This is a genomic window from Arthrobacter ulcerisalmonis, from assembly GCF_900609065.1.
GTDB lineage: Bacteria > Actinomycetota > Actinomycetes > Actinomycetales > Micrococcaceae > Arthrobacter > Arthrobacter ulcerisalmonis.
Genome location: NZ_UXAU01000027.1, coordinates 1 through 14,690, shown reverse-complemented (window position 1 = coordinate 14,690; position 14,690 = coordinate 1). Strand labels below are relative to the sequence as shown.

The 14,690-nt window shown below is 63.0% G+C and carries 15 protein-coding genes and 1 pseudogene; 7 read left to right on the top strand and 9 right to left on the bottom strand.

The window, feature by feature from the left end:
• Nucleotides 1–8: 8 nt before the first annotated feature.
• Both PSET11_RS10185 and PSET11_RS10180 read right to left on the bottom strand, forming a co-directional pair.
• Nucleotides 9–671: a hypothetical protein gene (locus PSET11_RS10185; protein WP_124091996.1), complete on the bottom strand. Its 663-nt coding sequence runs from the start codon at nucleotides 669–671 to the stop codon at nucleotides 9–11.
• Complete coding sequence (locus tag PSET11_RS10180; protein ID WP_160118980.1) at nucleotides 668–1,222, bottom strand: RNA polymerase sigma factor; 555 nt, start codon at nucleotides 1,220–1,222, stop codon at nucleotides 668–670. Before PSET11_RS10180 ends, PSET11_RS10185 begins: the two co-directional genes overlap by 4 nt.
• A gap of 338 nt (nucleotides 1,223–1,560) precedes the next feature.
• Between PSET11_RS10180 and PSET11_RS10175 the strand changes: the two genes are divergently transcribed.
• The 5 genes from PSET11_RS10175 to PSET11_RS10155 all read left to right on the top strand — a co-directional run bounded on the left by PSET11_RS10175 (nucleotide 1,561) and on the right by PSET11_RS10155 (nucleotide 5,115).
• Nucleotides 1,561–2,460 carry a tetratricopeptide repeat protein gene (locus PSET11_RS10175; RefSeq protein ID WP_124091994.1) on the top strand — a complete coding sequence of 300 codons (900 nt, stop codon included), beginning with the start codon at nucleotides 1,561–1,563 and terminating at the stop codon, nucleotides 2,458–2,460.
• Between the two features lie 324 nt (nucleotides 2,461–2,784).
• Nucleotides 2,785–3,258: a MarR family winged helix-turn-helix transcriptional regulator gene (locus PSET11_RS10170; protein WP_124091993.1), complete on the top strand. Its 474-nt coding sequence runs from the start codon at nucleotides 2,785–2,787 to the stop codon at nucleotides 3,256–3,258.
• A 27-nt stretch (nucleotides 3,259–3,285) separates the two neighbouring features.
• Nucleotides 3,286–3,492, top strand: a complete 207-nt coding sequence (locus tag PSET11_RS10165; RefSeq protein ID WP_124091992.1) for a nuclear transport factor 2 family protein — start codon at nucleotides 3,286–3,288, stop codon at nucleotides 3,490–3,492.
• A 147-nt stretch (nucleotides 3,493–3,639) separates the two neighbouring features.
• On the top strand, nucleotides 3,640–4,551 hold the full coding sequence (locus tag PSET11_RS10160) for a zinc-binding dehydrogenase (RefSeq protein WP_238989106.1): 912 nt from the start codon (nucleotides 3,640–3,642) through the stop codon (nucleotides 4,549–4,551).
• 24 nt (nucleotides 4,552–4,575) lie between these two features.
• A complete protein-coding gene (locus PSET11_RS10155; protein ID WP_124091990.1) occupies nucleotides 4,576–5,115 on the top strand; it encodes a hypothetical protein in 540 nt (179 codons plus the stop codon).
• Between the two features lie 39 nt (nucleotides 5,116–5,154).
• Here PSET11_RS10155 and PSET11_RS10150 read toward each other — a convergent pair whose 3' ends face one another.
• From PSET11_RS10150 to PSET11_RS10135, 4 genes are all read right to left on the bottom strand, one after another.
• The gene (locus PSET11_RS10150) at nucleotides 5,155–5,883 is read right to left on the bottom strand and encodes an IclR family transcriptional regulator (RefSeq protein ID WP_124092010.1); all 729 of its coding nucleotides are present in this window, start codon (nucleotides 5,881–5,883) and stop codon (nucleotides 5,155–5,157) included.
• Between the two features lie 77 nt (nucleotides 5,884–5,960).
• A complete protein-coding gene (locus tag PSET11_RS10145) occupies nucleotides 5,961–7,433 on the bottom strand; it encodes an amino acid permease (protein WP_124091989.1) in 1,473 nt (490 codons plus the stop codon).
• A 282-nt stretch (nucleotides 7,434–7,715) separates the two neighbouring features.
• Nucleotides 7,716–8,348 (bottom strand): FMN-binding negative transcriptional regulator, encoded by a 633-nt coding sequence (locus PSET11_RS10140; protein ID WP_124091988.1) that lies wholly within the window; start codon nucleotides 8,346–8,348, stop codon nucleotides 7,716–7,718.
• A 28-nt stretch (nucleotides 8,349–8,376) separates the two neighbouring features.
• Entirely contained in the window at nucleotides 8,377–9,336 is a 960-nt protein-coding gene (locus PSET11_RS10135) for a DMT family transporter (protein ID WP_124091987.1), read from the bottom strand.
• Between PSET11_RS10135 and PSET11_RS10130 the strand changes: the two genes are divergently transcribed.
• Complete coding sequence (locus tag PSET11_RS10130) at nucleotides 9,335–10,750, top strand: aminotransferase-like domain-containing protein (protein WP_124091986.1); 1,416 nt, start codon at nucleotides 9,335–9,337, stop codon at nucleotides 10,748–10,750. The genes PSET11_RS10135 and PSET11_RS10130 overlap by 2 nt on opposite strands.
• On the opposite strand, the pseudogene PSET11_RS10125 reads toward PSET11_RS10130, so the two are convergent.
• The 3 genes and pseudogenes from PSET11_RS10125 to PSET11_RS10115 all read right to left on the bottom strand — a co-directional run bounded on the left by PSET11_RS10125 (nucleotide 10,747) and on the right by PSET11_RS10115 (nucleotide 13,703).
• Nucleotides 10,747–11,546, bottom strand: a pseudogene (locus PSET11_RS10125) (SDR family NAD(P)-dependent oxidoreductase). The gene PSET11_RS10130 and the pseudogene PSET11_RS10125 overlap by 4 nt on opposite strands.
• A gap of 179 nt (nucleotides 11,547–11,725) precedes the next feature.
• Nucleotides 11,726–13,129 (bottom strand): GntP family permease, encoded by a 1,404-nt coding sequence (locus PSET11_RS10120; protein WP_124091985.1) that lies wholly within the window; start codon nucleotides 13,127–13,129, stop codon nucleotides 11,726–11,728.
• 43 nt (nucleotides 13,130–13,172) lie between these two features.
• The gene (locus PSET11_RS10115) at nucleotides 13,173–13,703 is read right to left on the bottom strand and encodes a gluconokinase (RefSeq protein WP_124091984.1); all 531 of its coding nucleotides are present in this window, start codon (nucleotides 13,701–13,703) and stop codon (nucleotides 13,173–13,175) included.
• 186 nt (nucleotides 13,704–13,889) lie between these two features.
• On the opposite strand from PSET11_RS10115, the gene PSET11_RS10110 reads away from it, so the two are divergent.
• Nucleotides 13,890–14,624, top strand: coding sequence for a FadR/GntR family transcriptional regulator (locus PSET11_RS10110; RefSeq protein WP_124091983.1), 735 nt, complete (start codon nucleotides 13,890–13,892; stop codon nucleotides 14,622–14,624).
• Nucleotides 14,625–14,690: the final 66 nt, after the last annotated feature.

Sequence of the window (14,690 nt, the reverse complement as noted above, 5' to 3'; positions counted from 1 at the left end):
GGTCTTGGTTATTTTTCGAGGGTGGGGATGCCGAGCTTGGCGCAAACCTCAGCAGGCCCGGGAATGACTGCGACGGTGTTGTCAACGACGCAGGCTGTGAGTTCGGGGACGTAGTGTCCGGAGGTGACCAAGGTTCCTCCACTGAGCATTGGGTTTCCGTTTGCATCGGTGTCCAGGCCATTCCATTCCTCGGGGGCCTGCTTGGGTGCGGGGGTGATAAACCCGTCGGGGATGAGGTTGTCGGTAATACCGTTCGGGTTCATGGCGTTCGTGTCCCAGAGGTTCGCGCAGCTGGTGATGGGGTCGCTGACCTGCATCATTCCGGCGTTGGGGTCCTCCGGAGTGGGGTTGTTGCTTGCATCGAACCCGACCTCCATAATTCCGGTCGTTATGTACGGAGGCTTGGTGTCCCCAGGTGAAGTCTCGACCGGGTACGTGGCGGTGAGATCAGCCTGGTAGTAGCAGCGGATGTCCCTCTTGTCCTCCACCGGCGCCATCGCGACGTAGATTCCGGCCGCCGTCGTGCCTGCGACAACAACCCCGGCGAAAGTCAGGGCCGCGGGTTTACGCCACCACGGGACGCGCTTGGGTTCCCGGCGCGCTTCCTGAAGGAGCAGCGCGCGCACGGCCTGCTTCGTGTCCTGCGGATACTGGACGTCTGAAAAATTCATGACTGCCTCGATTCCAGGGGCGTTGCGCTGGATTGTTGAAGGAGATGAGGGGCGGCGGAGCGGAGCTTCTTTTTCGCCCGGTTCAGTCGGGAACGGACGGTACCGAGCCGAATTCCCAGCGATTCGGCCGCCTGTTGATAGCTGCAGCCATTCATGGCACAGAGGAGTAAGACATCCCGCTCACCATCAGTGAGACCCGTGGTCCCAGCAAGCAGGTCCTGCACCTGCCTCTCGGTGTCCATCCGCTCATCCGCTGCGGCGGAGTGATCCGGAACCGAAGACGAATGAGGCAACCGGCCCATGAACTGTTCATACCGGCGAGACGTCCGGGCACTGTTCCTCGCCGCGTTCGTAGCGACGCCGAGTAGCCACGGCAGCAGGGAATCCCGTTGCAGGACCAGCGTCCTCCGTTGCCGCCAGGCCTCCATGAACGTGATCGATACGAGCTCTTCGGCATCGTGCCACGATCCGGTCCGACTCAAGCAATACCGGAAGACAGCATCGGAGTGCCGGTCAAACAGCACGCCCAGTGCATCGGCATCCCCCTCCACGCACCTTTCCCATAACTCAGCATCCAGTGCCCCCAAGTAGTTCATACCTAGTAGTGTCCGATGCCTCCCGAAAAGTTCCCGCATCCAGTTTCATCCGAAGCGGCACTCAAAACAGCGTCGGTTCCGTGATGCTGGCCGCGGAATCCAAGGAGCGAAGAAGATCCACGTCTGGTGGCTCCACTGAATTTTGGGCTGGGACCACCGGGGAATGTTCTAGCGCGCTTCCGTCGTATGTTTCTCGCTGCGCGTGGCGCTCCGGCAGAGCCGCGTGCGTTGGTACTGTTCCGATGATGGGACCTAAATGGACGGCGTTGAGGAAGAAGCGGACAGTACGTGAAGTGTGGTCCGAATGGAAGGTTGCGGATGAGGCCGAGGACGCAGGCCGCGCCGCACTGCTTGCTTCCGAACTGCTGGAACTGATGCCGGAGTCCTACTACGTCTGGTTCCAAGCAGGTTTGCTGTCCAAGGCCCTTGGTAACTGGTCCGAGAGCCTAGAACGCAATGCGCGGGCATTGACGCTCTTCACCCCAAAGGATGCGGAGGAGTTCAGCGGGCTCAACCCTGCTGCCTGGAATCTCGGCATCGCATCAACAGCCGTAGGCGATTGGGCCACCGCTAGGGATGCCTGGGGCGCTTATGGGCTGGATAAGTTTCTGACCGAGTCCGGGCCTATAGATACGGACTTCGGCCTGGCGCCTGTCCGGCTCAATCCTGACGAGTCGAGCATCCCTCATCAGGCGCTCTTTTCGACAGGTGAGACTGCGGTGGTCTGGGGTTGGCGACGGAGTCCGGCCCATGCCGTCATCGCGAGCGTTCCCCTGCCGGAGACAGGACACCGATTCCGAGATGTAGTGCTGCACGATGGCGAACCCAAAGGCACTCGCCTGCTCGAAGGAAGGGAAGTGTCCGTCTTTGACGAGCTTGGACGTCTTGAAGAGTCAGGCCTTCCGACCTGGCACGCTCAGGTTGTCGGTGCTTCCGACGAAGATATCCAAGTATTGTCGGAGCTGTTCGACCAGCGAGGACTCGGGTTCGACGATTGGTCCGGTATTCGGCTGATGTGCTCAGCATGTTCGCACGGCGCACCGCAGGACGGACACGACCATATCGCCACCACGTCAACAGATATTAAACGGCTCGGGCTCGCGGGGCATGAAGCAGACCTGGACGAAGCCATTCATGAGTGGCTGTCTGTCAGGCGCGGCATTAACCTGCTCAACCTCGACCTTCTCTGGTAGAGGCGCCTTGCCCTTAACCTGCGGATCCGTGTACGTCACCGCTGAGCCCGCTACGGAACCAGCGAGACTCGGTTTCGCTCGAATTACCATTTCGCCGGACTGTACTCTTGCGTAGTCGTAACTGAAAGCTGATCCAGGCTCACCATAGGCGCCTTGAATCACCGAGTGAGCAGCACCAGGCCAGCCCACGCCAATGAAGTTCGCCTCTGCCCGCGACAGCTCTAGGCCGGCGCTGTCAAAATCCCAAACTTTGCGGCCTCTTCGCCGTGTAATTTCAATTCCTTAGAACTAGGTTCCATGGAATCAAACTGCTAACCTTACACGATGAACCAGGACACCGAAGCTCGATCTCTCTACCCTCTCTTCAGCGAATTGACTCGACTGGAAACTGAGCTGTGGGACGCCCTCGATGGCGCCTTGCGCAATATGCACGGCCTCCCTATGAGCAGATTTGAACCAATGGCCGTCGTCGATCGGCTCGGTGCATGCCGGGTTTTTGATGTGGCCGCGGCTCTTGCGATTACCGTCGGGGGCACGAGCAAACTCATTGACCGGATTGAAGAGGCCGGACATTGCCGTCGGAGAACAAACCCTGACGATCGCAGGTCCTCCCTCATCGAACTGACAGCCGAGGGCCGGACGCTGCTGGCACAGGCAAGGCAGACCGTCGACACCGAGCTGAACGTGCGGTTGAATCCTGTGCTTAGCGAACAGGCAGCCCACGATCTCGAAGATCTTCTTGGCCGGTTGCGAAGTGCCGATCGGTCTGCGGCCGCAAAGCAACGCCAAATGCCCTAGTCAACTAAAAACGTGAAAAAACAACACATGACGGAGGAACTCCGTGGACGCATGGACCGTTTCGTTGAATTCATCAATTCAGCCGACGAAAATATCGGTGCTGAGATCATCTCACCGTCCTCGACCTTCCATGTGCCCTTCCTGCCAGAACCGCTCCAGGATCTAAGCGGCTACCTCAAAATCATCAGGATCCTGCGACACGCATTTCCTGATGTCCAGTGGTCACATCACTGAAGAGCACGGCCTCCCAGATCCTGCCGATGGCCATGGCCCCATCACGAACGTCCACCCAACAACGAAAGCAGGAAACCCATGCCTGAACTGATGCGAGCCGTTGTACTCGATGGCCCTGGGAGTCCAGATGCTCTGAAAATCCGCTCGATGCCCGTCCCCGTGGCCAGACCCGGATGGGTACTGATCAAGGTCCACGCTTTTGGTCTCAACAGGTCGGAGCTGCACTTCCGCCAAGGATTAGGCACTTTTGGTTCCTTCCCACGCGTTCCGGGCATTGAAGCGACGGGGGTGGTTATTCACGCACCCGGCGGTGAATTCGACGCTGGAACACAGGTGGCCGCACTCATGGGAGGACTGGGCAGGACAATTGACGGTGGCTACGCGGAGTACGTGCTGGCTCCGGCAAGCAGCGTCATCCCTTTTCACAGCAATCTCCACTGGGACATTATTGGCGCCGTACCGGAGATGCTGCAGACCGCCAACGGTTCTCTGACCGTAGGAGTCAACGCACTCCCCGGAAGCACCCTCCTGATTCGCGGGGGAACATCCTCGATTGGCTTAGCCACAGCAGTCCTCGCCAAAGGCCAGGGCATGACTGTCCTTGCCACAACGCGGAACCAGGGCAAGGCCAAGGCCCTACTCGCCGCGGGCGTGGATCACGTCATCATCGACACTGGCACCATAGCAACAGAGGTCCGCTCACTTTTCCCGCTCGGCGTGGACGGGGCTGTGGAGCTGGTGGGAACGTTGACCCTTCAAGACACGCTTCGTGCCACTGCGGTCCATGGAACGGTGTGCTTCACCGGCATGCTGGCCGACCAATGGACCGTGAAGGATTTCTACCCCATCGATTTCATCCCCAACGGGGTGAGGCTCACCGCCTATTCCGGCGAAGCAGCCGACTTGCCGCCGGAAGTCCTCCAACAATTCTTGGACGCTGTGGAATCCGGTCACGTAACTGTACCCATCGGCAAGACGTACGCCTTCGATGAAATCGTCCAGGCACACCAGGATATGGAAGACGGGTCAGTCTCTGGAAAGCTGGTGGTCACAGTGTGAAGACGCGACAGAAAGGCGGTGGGCATGCAAGAACAGAATCTGAGTCCCGCACCCAAAGGGCGACTTGAGAAGCTGCAGGCCGCCAATGTTCCCAACTCAATCCTGGGCGTCATATTGGTATTTGCAGCGCTGCGTCTGCAAGAACATATCGGTTTTTTGCTTGCCGTGGCCGCCATCATCCCGGTCGTTGTAGCGGCCAGTTTGGTATTCGAAGCGCTGTTGGCTCCGTCGAAGAAAAGACGAATCGCCAAGGATGCGGAGCGAGGATTATTTGAATGTGCCCAGCGCGAGCAAGGTTCCGCCTTCAAACGAAGGTGGGCGTTTGGGGACGCGGAAGCGCAGCCAGGCAAAATCCTCTTTCAAGCCAAGACAGGGGTCATAGGCTCCGTAGCGGGTCCAGTTGCCAGCTACTCAGAGCCACAAATCGTCGACGACGAGGTAAGAGCGCCGTGGCTGGTGTACCCACGAGGACGTGTTGTTGCTGTGTCGACTGACCAGGGCAGCATTGAGATCGCGGCATCCTCATCGAGCATCAAACTGCTCATTGAGCGGACCGCTAACTAGTCCGTAGCTGGCTAAGAACCCGGAGGCGCGCACGCAGCGTCATCCTGCCACCGCGCCCAGCCGGCGAGCCGACTCCCAAAGCACCGACGCTACAGACTCAGCATCCGCCAGTGACCGGTCTCCCAGCACGCTCAGCGACGCCACGATAGCCCCACTGGCGTCTCGCACCGGCACGGCCAGCTCCAGAATGTGGTGCTCGAACTCCTCGTCTGCAGCAACGAAACCGGCCGCAATATCGCGGACCATCAGGTCCCAGACCTCACCCACCGAGTGAGCAGCGCCAGGCCCGCCCACGCCAATGAAGTTCACCTCCGCCAGCAGCGACTCGAGGCCGGCGCGGTCCAGGTCCCACAGGAGTGCACGGCCGGCACCCGTGCACCACACCGGCGTCACCATCCCAGGCTGCTCAAAGCCGCCGGGAACGGCATCGTTGCTGGAATGCCGGAGCAGCGTCACCCGAAAGCCGTCCCTGACGGAGAGCCTGGCGCGCAGGCCAAAATGGGACACCAGCCGTTCCAACTCCGGCCTGGCCGCACGCACCCAGCCGCTGTCCAGTGCAGCCGCCAAGCCAAAGTACTGCGGCCCGGCACGGAACGGTCCGCGTTCCTCACGCTCCAGGAGCCCCATCGCGCAAAGTTCCTGCGTCAACCGCGAGACCCGGCTCTGGTCTAGCGCCAATGCGGCTGCCACTTGGGAAACGCTGGGTAGCGGCCGGCCCCGCAGCTCCTGGTCCACCACGTGCCTGAGGATACGCAGTCCCTGCGCCATCGAGGACGCCTCGCCGCTCGGATTTGCTTCAGCGGACGGGTCCACGCGTTGTTCTCCTCCTGGCCGGTGACTGCGCCCTATTCTCCCACGGTGCCGCGACCGCCCAACCCGGCGGCCGCCGTCGGACGTTTCCTGCCGTGCCGGAAATAGAACCAGGCGTAGCAGGCAACCACGAACGGGACGCCGAAGTAGAGGGCAGCCACCTGGTTGGGGTCCAGCGCGATGCCGATCAGCGATACCACGCAGAGAGTGAACGCCAGGATGGGCACGAGAGGGTAAAGCGGCGCCCTGTAACTGAGCGCCAAGACGTCGCCACCGTTGCGGACAAACGCGCGGCGGTGGAAGAAATGCGATGCGGTGATGGACATCCATACGGCCACCACGGCGAATCCAGCCACGGATACCAGCATCAGGTACACCGATTCGGGCGCCACCACGCTGCTGATCAGGGACGCGATGCCGCCCACCATGCTGACAGAAAGGGCAATCAACGGGATGCCGCGGCGGGTGAGGCGGCGAAACGCGCGCGGCGCGTGCCCCTCATCGGCCAGCGAGTACAGCATCCGGGCGCAGGAGAACAGGCCGCTGTTCCCGGCTGAGAGCAGGGCGGTGATGATGACGAAGTTCATGATGTCGGCCGCGAAGGGGATGCCGATCGCGGAGAAGACAGTGACGAACGGGCTCTCGTCCAGGCCCACCTCGGTATACGGAATGGTGGCAGCGATGACAGCGATGGCCCCCACGAAAAAGATCAGCAGCCGGATCACGGTGGTGCGCATGGCTTTGGGGATGCTGGTGGCCGGGTCCCTGGTTTCACCAGCGGCGACGCCGATCAGTTCGGAACCGGAGAACGCGTAAAACACGGCCAGGACGGTGACGAAGACGCCGGTAAACCCGTTGGGAAACAGTCCGCCCTCAGTGGCGAAGTTCTCGAACAGGACAGGGTGGCTGCCGCCGTCGCTCAACGGCCGGATGCCGAACAGGGCCGCACCGCCCAACACGATCAGGCCGATGATGGCGCTGACCTTGATGATGGCGAACCAGAACTCGGACTCGCCAAAGAACTTTGCCGAAACCGCGTTGAAGCCAAACAGGACCGCGGCGAAGACCAAGCACCACACCCATACGGCCACGTCCGGGAACCAGCGCTGCATCAGCAGACCGGAAGCGGTGAACTCCGAGCCGATAGCCACCGCCCAGCACAACCAGTACAACCACGCGGTGGTGAACCCTGTGGCCGGGCCAATGGATCGGGCGGCATAGATGTGGAACGCGCCGGACACCGGATAGGCAATGGCCAATTCGCCCAGGCACGCCATCACCAGGTACACCACGAACGCGCCCACAAGGTACGCCAGCACTGCCCCCAACGGCCCAGCCTGGGAGATGGTGTAGCCAGAGCTGAGGAACAGGCCGGAGCCGATCACCCCGCCCATGGCGATCATCACCAGGTGCCGTGGGCCCATAGAACGGCGAAGTCCCGGCTCGGGTGCCGCGGCAGCTGGAGTCGCGGCAGCAGGCGCCTGCGACGGGGGTGTTGAGGGGTGCACAAAATCTCCAAGGATCTCAGGGGTGCGACCGATGCCGAAGAAGTGCACGTCGCCAGAGCCGAAATTAGCACAGTCCCCGAATTTCGGGCGTCAAAAACATAAGTAGTTGTTCATAATGAACGTTTCTTACGTTGGGTGACTTCCGGCGGCGTGCCTCTCGCGGGTTCCTTCCAGCGGACCACTTTTCGTGGGGACTTCCTGCGGACGTACGACGACGGCTGGTGCCGGGCGCCGCCGTCGAGCGTTTATCCGTGATTGGCTTCCGTGTGGTGCTGCCCGCGGTCAGGTGACCGGGCAGCCGCGGACCCGCTCCACGGCTGCGGCGCTTGCCTCCTGCCCGGCGGCGCGAAGCCCCGCCGCCACGCCCGCGGCATCCGCCGCAGACCGGTTCTGGCTGAGCTTCTCCTTTGCCTCGATCCGGGTGATCACCAGTTCCACCCCCACGATGGCGCGCAACTGGCCGGCAATGAACTTCTCGGGGGCGTCGTCCACAGCCCACGGGTGATCCCGGCCCGATTCGTTCAGCCCGGACAGGAGACGGACGTGGTGGGCCAGCCAGTCGGGGTCATCGTGAATCACCAGGCGGCCGTAAACATGCGCGGTGGAGTAGTTCCAGGTCGGCACCACACGGCCATGTTCGGCCTTGGACGGATACCAGCCCGGCGAAATGTACGCATCTGGGCCTTGGATGATGGCCAGCGCTTCCCCCACGACCGGCGTGGACCACTGCGGATTATTCCGGGCCACGTGGGACTGCAGCGCGCCATGCTCCCCCGCATCCGGATCGAACACGAACGGCAGCAGGGTGGCCAACAGGCCATGCTCTGTCATGGTCACCAGGTTGGCTGCAGACGGGCTCGTCAAGAGCGCCGTGATGGCTGCCTGGTCGGCGGCGAAGTGGGTTGGGGTGTACATCGAATATTCCTCTGCTTGTGGATCGCGATTAGTGGACGGGCGTTTGTGCGGGCTCGGGATCGCGGTTCGGTGCGCGGACCCGGATCCTGATGGCCGCGTAGGCGCACGCCACAACACCCAGCCCCGCCACCCACGTTGTCCAAGGCAGCGCTTCCCCCAGCAGGAGCGCTGCCCAACAGATGCTCAGCACAGGCTGGACCAACTGGATCTGGCTGACCTGGCTCATGGGACCGATGGCCAGCCCGCGGTACCAGGCCAGGAAACCCAGGAACATACTCACCACCCCCAGGTACCCAAAGGCAGCCCACTGGAGAGGCGTGGCTGAGGGCGGTTGGACGGCAAGAGAGACGCCGGTCAACAGCAGCATCAGGGGCATGGCAAGAATGAGCGCCCAGGCAATGGTCTGCCACGACCCGATCTCACGGGACAACAGGCCGCCCTCGGCATATCCCACGGCGGCGCAGACAACCGCGCCAAGGAGCAGCGCGTCGGCAAGCTGTAGGTGATCAATTCCGCCGGACTGCAGGACGGCGAATCCCACGGCCGCGACCGAGCCCAACGCCGTGACCAGCCAAAATGCTGAGGGCGGGCGTTCACCAGTACGGAGGACAGCAGCTGCCGCAGTGACAGCGGGCAAGAGTGCGATCACCACGGCGCCATGACTCGCTGGAACAGTTGTCAGTGCAAAGGAGGTCAGAAAGGGGAAGCCAATCACCACTCCCCCTGCCACCAGCGCCAGGCGTGCCCAGACACTCGGGGCGGGCAGCCGTTGCCGGGTGAGCAGAAGCGCGGCGGCCGCCAACGTCCCAGCGATCACGGCTCGACCAGAGCCAATAAAGAGCGGCGAAAGGCCAGCCACAGCCACCCGGGTGAAGGGAACTGTGAACGAGAAAGCGAGCACGCCCAGCAGGCCCCACCAGACGCCAGTGGCTCCACTTCTGGATAGCGCTAGGCGATTATTTGTAGTAGCGCTACTATTGCTTCTCATGACTAACGATAGCAGCTTGCGAATCGTCGTGGCACTCAAACAGTGGCTCGCAACTGCTGCTCCCGGTGCCCGGCTGCCTTCGACGCGCTCCCTCGTTGCCGAGTACCGGGCCAGCCCCGTGACAGTTCAACAAGCGCTGCAGACGCTGACGGCCCAAGGACTGATCGAGAGCCGACCGGGCGTGGGCACCTTTGTGCGGGCCGTACGCACCGCCCGGCCCTCCGACTACGGCTGGCAGACCGCTGCCTTACGGTCCCCGCAGACTGTGTTGCCGCCGTCGTCCGGCACCATGCGGAACGTGCCCCACGAGGCGATCACCTTCCACTCGGGCTATCCGGACCGTGAGCTGCTGCCGGAACGGCTGGTTCGTGCCGCACTGACCCGGGCCGCGCGCGGGGATGCGGCCCTGCACAGGCCGCCCGCGGCAGGCCTGCAGGAGCTGCAAACGTGGTTCGCGCATGAGCTGGGCTCCGTGACGCCCGCGGGGTTCACGCCGCCGACGCCCAGCGACGTGATTGTCCTGCCGGGAAGCCAGAGCGGCCTCAGTTCCATTTTCCGGGCATTGGTGGGAGCCGGACAGCCGATGTTGATCGAGTCGCCGAGCTATTGGGGCGCCATCCTGGCCGCTGCCCAGACAGGGGTGCGGCTGATCCCGGTGCCCAGCGGTTCGGACGGCCCCGACCCCGTGCAACTGGACCGCGCGTTCGAGGAGTCCGGCGCCCGGGTCTTCTACGCACAGCCCAACTATTCGAATCCCACCGGAGCGCAGTGGGCGCCGGGCCGGGGCGAAGAAATCCTGGCGGTGGTCCGGCGGCATGGCGCCTTTTTGGTGGAAGACGATTGGGCCCACGATTTCGGCATCACCTCGGACCCGGTGCCGGTGGCTGCCAGGGACGACGCCGGTCACGTGGTGTACGTCCGATCGCTGACCAAGAGCGTGTCCACCGCCGTCCGGATCGCGGCGGTGATTGCTCGCGGTCCCGCCAGGGAGCGGATCTTGGCCCACCGCGCCGCCGAATCGATGTACGTCAGCGGGCTGCTGCAGGCTGCCGCCTTGGACGTGGTGACCCAACCCGGATGGTCCTCACACCTGCGGAGCTTGCGCCAACAACTGCAGTCACGGCGGGACCTGCTGGTGAACAGCATGCGGGAGCACGTCCCTGACGCCCACCTGGAACTACTGCCCAAAGGCGGGCTCAACCTCTGGTACCGACTGCCGGATGGGACGGACCTGCCCCGCCTGTCCCGGGACTGTGAGGACGCCGGGGTGGTCATCGCCGCAGGTACCGAATGGTTCCCCGCCGAAGCCGCCGGGCCGTACATCCGGCTCAACTTCTCCGGGCCCAATCCGGGGGCATACCCGGCAGGGGCCCGCTTGATCGGAGCGGCCCTGGCCCGGAACGGTGCCCTCTAGGCTGCTACCAGCTCGACGCTCTTGTCCCACAGATCTTTCGCCAGGGTCGCGTCGTACGCCTGCTTGTTGGCTTTCGCCAGCGCACTCTTGGCGTAGTACAGCCCGGAAATCCAGTCAGTACCTGCCGTGCCTTTGATGAGCCAGAGCAGGGTTTGCGCGCCCTGGTCCGGGGTCAGCATGAAGCGGTTCAGGATCGTTTTGTAGGCGTGCCGCATGGGGCTGGTGGACTCGGCTGCGAAATTGGTGCGGACCACGCCTGGGTGGAATGCCGCCGTCGTGATTCCCTGCTCGCTGTAGCGGCGGTGCAGTTCGCTGGTAAACAGGATGTTGGCCAGTTTCCCGGTGCCGTAGGCGCGATTGGTGGAGTATTTGCGCTCGGAGGTGAGGTCGAAAAGGTCCAGTTTTCCGAAGCTGTTGGCTGCGCTGGAGGTGTTGATGACTTTGGCGCGGCTGGCGATCAGCGTGTCCATCAGCTCGGTGGTGAGCAGGAACGGGGCCAGGTGGTTGATCTGGAACGTGGATTCATTGCCGTCCACGGTGATGGTTCGCTTGCCCATGATGCCGCCGGCGTTGTTGGCGAGCACGTCAATCCGCGGGTATTTGGCTTTCAGGTCTGCGGCGAGTTGGCGGACCTGGGCCAGCTCGGCGAAGTCGGCCGTGAAGTAGTCGGCACCGATTTCCTGCGCCAAGGCCTTCGTTTTGGTGGTGGACCTGCCCACCACCACCACATTATCGCCGCCTTTGCAAGGGTCCGTGCTGCTGCGGCACCGATCCCGTCGCTGGCGCCGGTGATCACGATGGTGCGGGGAGTGCCTGGGCTGGTGCCGGTCACGGGGGTGTCCTTTGCTTGGTGCGCACCTTCTGGGGTGCCGTGGGAAACTTCTGCGGCGGAATTCACGCGCCGTAGGAACAACGACGGCGGGCCAACAGGTGTTCCCACCCGTCGCCCCGCCGCTACCCTTGGCACGCAGGACGCTACCCTCCGACGCCCGCCAGCAGGAAGATGGCCGCCGCGATGCCGAAACCCATCACGCCAATGAGGGTTTCCAACACGGTCCAGGTTTTCAGCGTGGTCTTGACGTCCATGCCGAAGAAACGGCCCACCAGCCAGAAGCCGGAATCGTTCACGTGTGAGACCACAACAGAGCCGGCGGCCACGGCGATGACCAGCGCGGCAACCTGCATCCCGTTGAGTCCCGCCATTGCCACGCCGGGTGCAATCAGGCCGGCTGTGGTGGTCAGGGCCACCGTGGCCGAACCCTGGGCGATGCGGAGAATGGCTGCGATCAGGAAGCCTGCCAAGATAAGCGGAATGCCCAGGTCACCCAGTACATCCGCCAGGGCTTGGCCAATACCGGAGGCACGCAGAACCCCACCAAACATGCCGCCAGCGCCGGTGATGAGGATGACGGAGCAAACGGGGCCGAGCGAAGATTCGAGCAATCCTTCCAACGCGCCTGCGTCCTTGCCGCGCCGGGCGCCCAGGACGAACAGGGCCACAAGAACGGCGATCAGCAGGGCCACGGGGGTTTCGCCGACGGTCCGTAGGATCTGGAACCACTGTTCCTTGGCGGCGCCTTCCGGAAGCACGCCAGCCGACGCCAGCGTGTTGAGCCCGGTGTTCAGGAAGATCAGGACCAGCGGCAGGAGCAGCAGGCCAACGATCGTCCGGAAGCGCGGCGGGTTGTTCTCAGCATCCTCCGAGGCCTCCCCCAAGATTGCCGGAACGGGCAGGACCAGCTTGCGGCCGGTGTACAGGCCAAAGAGGTAGCACGTGACATACCACGTAGGGATGGCCGTGATGAGGCCGGCGATCATGACCAGGCCAATGTTGGCTTCAAAGAACGCACTGGCCGACACCGGCCCCGGGTGCGGCGGCAGGAAGATGTGCATGACGGAGAACGCGCCTGCGGCGGGAAGTCCGTAGCGCAGCACGCCACCGCCCAGGCGATGCGCCACAGCAAAGACCACTGGCAACATGACTACCAGGCCGGCATCGAAGAAGATGGGGAAGCCGAAGATCAGCGAGGCCAACCCCAGCGCGAAGGGTGCCCGCTTCTCGCCGAACACGCCAATCAGGTACTCGGCCAGGACCTTGGCACCGCCGGAGGTCTCAACGATTCGCCCCAGCATGGCGCCGAGGCCCACCAGCAACGCTACCGTTCCCAGTGTGGTGCCGAAGCCGTTGATCAGGACCGGCACCACCTGGTTGGCGGGGATGCCGGTGGCGAAGGCCGTCAGCAGGCTGACCAAGATCAGCGCAATCAATGCGTGGACCCGCAGTTTGATGATGAGGAACAGCAGGACGATGATCGCCGCGGCAGCGATGAGCAGCAACGGCCCCGCGCCCAGCGTTTGAGTCCATCCTTCGATGGTCATGATTCTCCTTTGAAACAGGGGGATGAAGGGGTGATGCGGACAGTTAGTGGGTGACGGGGAGCTTCAGTGCGGCCACGACGGCGGTGGCCAGCTCCTCGGGCGACTGTGCGATATCGAGGCGGAGGCTGCCGGCGTCGAGCTCGTCTTGGGTGAGCGGTTCCAACGTGGCGAGTTGGCTGGGCAGCAGCGTGGGCGGCATGAAATGGCCAACGCGTCCGCTCATGCGTTCACTGAGCAGGTCCGGCGCGCCGTCCAGGTGCAGGAACAGGACCCGCCCTTCCGCGCCGGCCAGCAGTGCGCGGTAGCTCTGCTTCAGGGCTGAACAGGTGAGCACGGTACTGCGCCCGTGCTCCGCCTCGCCTGTCATCCATTCCTGGATCTGCCGCAGCCAGGGCCACCGGTCTTCGTCCTGGAGCGGGATACCTTGGCTCATCTTCTCGATGTTGCCTTGGGGGTGGAATTCGTCCGCCTCTGCGCAGTCCCAGCCCAGGCGTTGGGACAGTGCTGCTGCGAGGGTGGTTTTGCCAGATCCGGCAACGCCCATCACCACCAGGTGCGTGGCGGAATTCTGCATGTCATACCTCCGGGAAGACGTCTTTGGCTATCGAAGCGGTGATCGAGCGGCCGCAGGGACCAGCGCTTCGAAATAAGGTATCACCTTTGTGAGCTATAGGTAATATCTATTCGTGTCACAAGTCATACCTTTTCAAATTTTCGGTAACCTTGTAAGGCAACCTGGCACGGACAGAAGGATGGCGGGATGTCGACGGCGACACAACAGACACACAATGCGGCGGACGACGCCGGTTCTTCCTCGATGGGCCAGGGCCGGGTTCTCGAATCGTTGGGCCAGTCCATCGCGGCTGGGAGCCTGCCCCCGGGGACGCGGCTCACGTTGGAGGGTCTGCAACAGGAATTTGGCATCTCCCGGACCGTTGCCCGGGACACCATGAAAGTCCTCGAATCGATGAACCTGGTGTACTCGCGGCGTCGCGTGGGCATTGTGGTGCAGGAACGCACCTTGTGGAACGTCTTCGACCCCAAGCTGGTCCGGTGGCGGCTGGCCTCCGAGCGGCGGGATATCCAGTACGCCAGCCTGACAGAGCTGCGGATCGCGGTCGAGCCGATCGCGGCCGCCGGGGCCGCCCGGCGAGCCAGTGCCGTGGAACGCGCGCAACTCGTCTCGTTGGCCGCTGAGCTGCGACGACTTGGCGAAGCGGGCGACCTCGAGGCGTTCCTGGTGGTAGATACCCAGTTCCATCAGCTGCTGTTGCGCAGTTGTGGAAATGAGATGTTCCGTGCGGTGGAGGACATGGTGGCAGAGGTTCTGCTCAGCCGAACCCGTCAGGGGTTGATGCCGTTCAAGCCACGGGACGAGGCCCTGTGCGCGCACGAAGACGTGGCCGCTGCGGTGGCGAGCGGGGACGCGGCCGCTGCCGAACGGGCTACTCGGCGCATCCTCTTCGAAGTGCGGGACGCGATGGGTTTGGGCTGATTCTCTGGACGCCCCAAGTAGGTAGCGCTAACTGCAGTTTTGAGGGGTCAAAACTGCAGTTAGCGC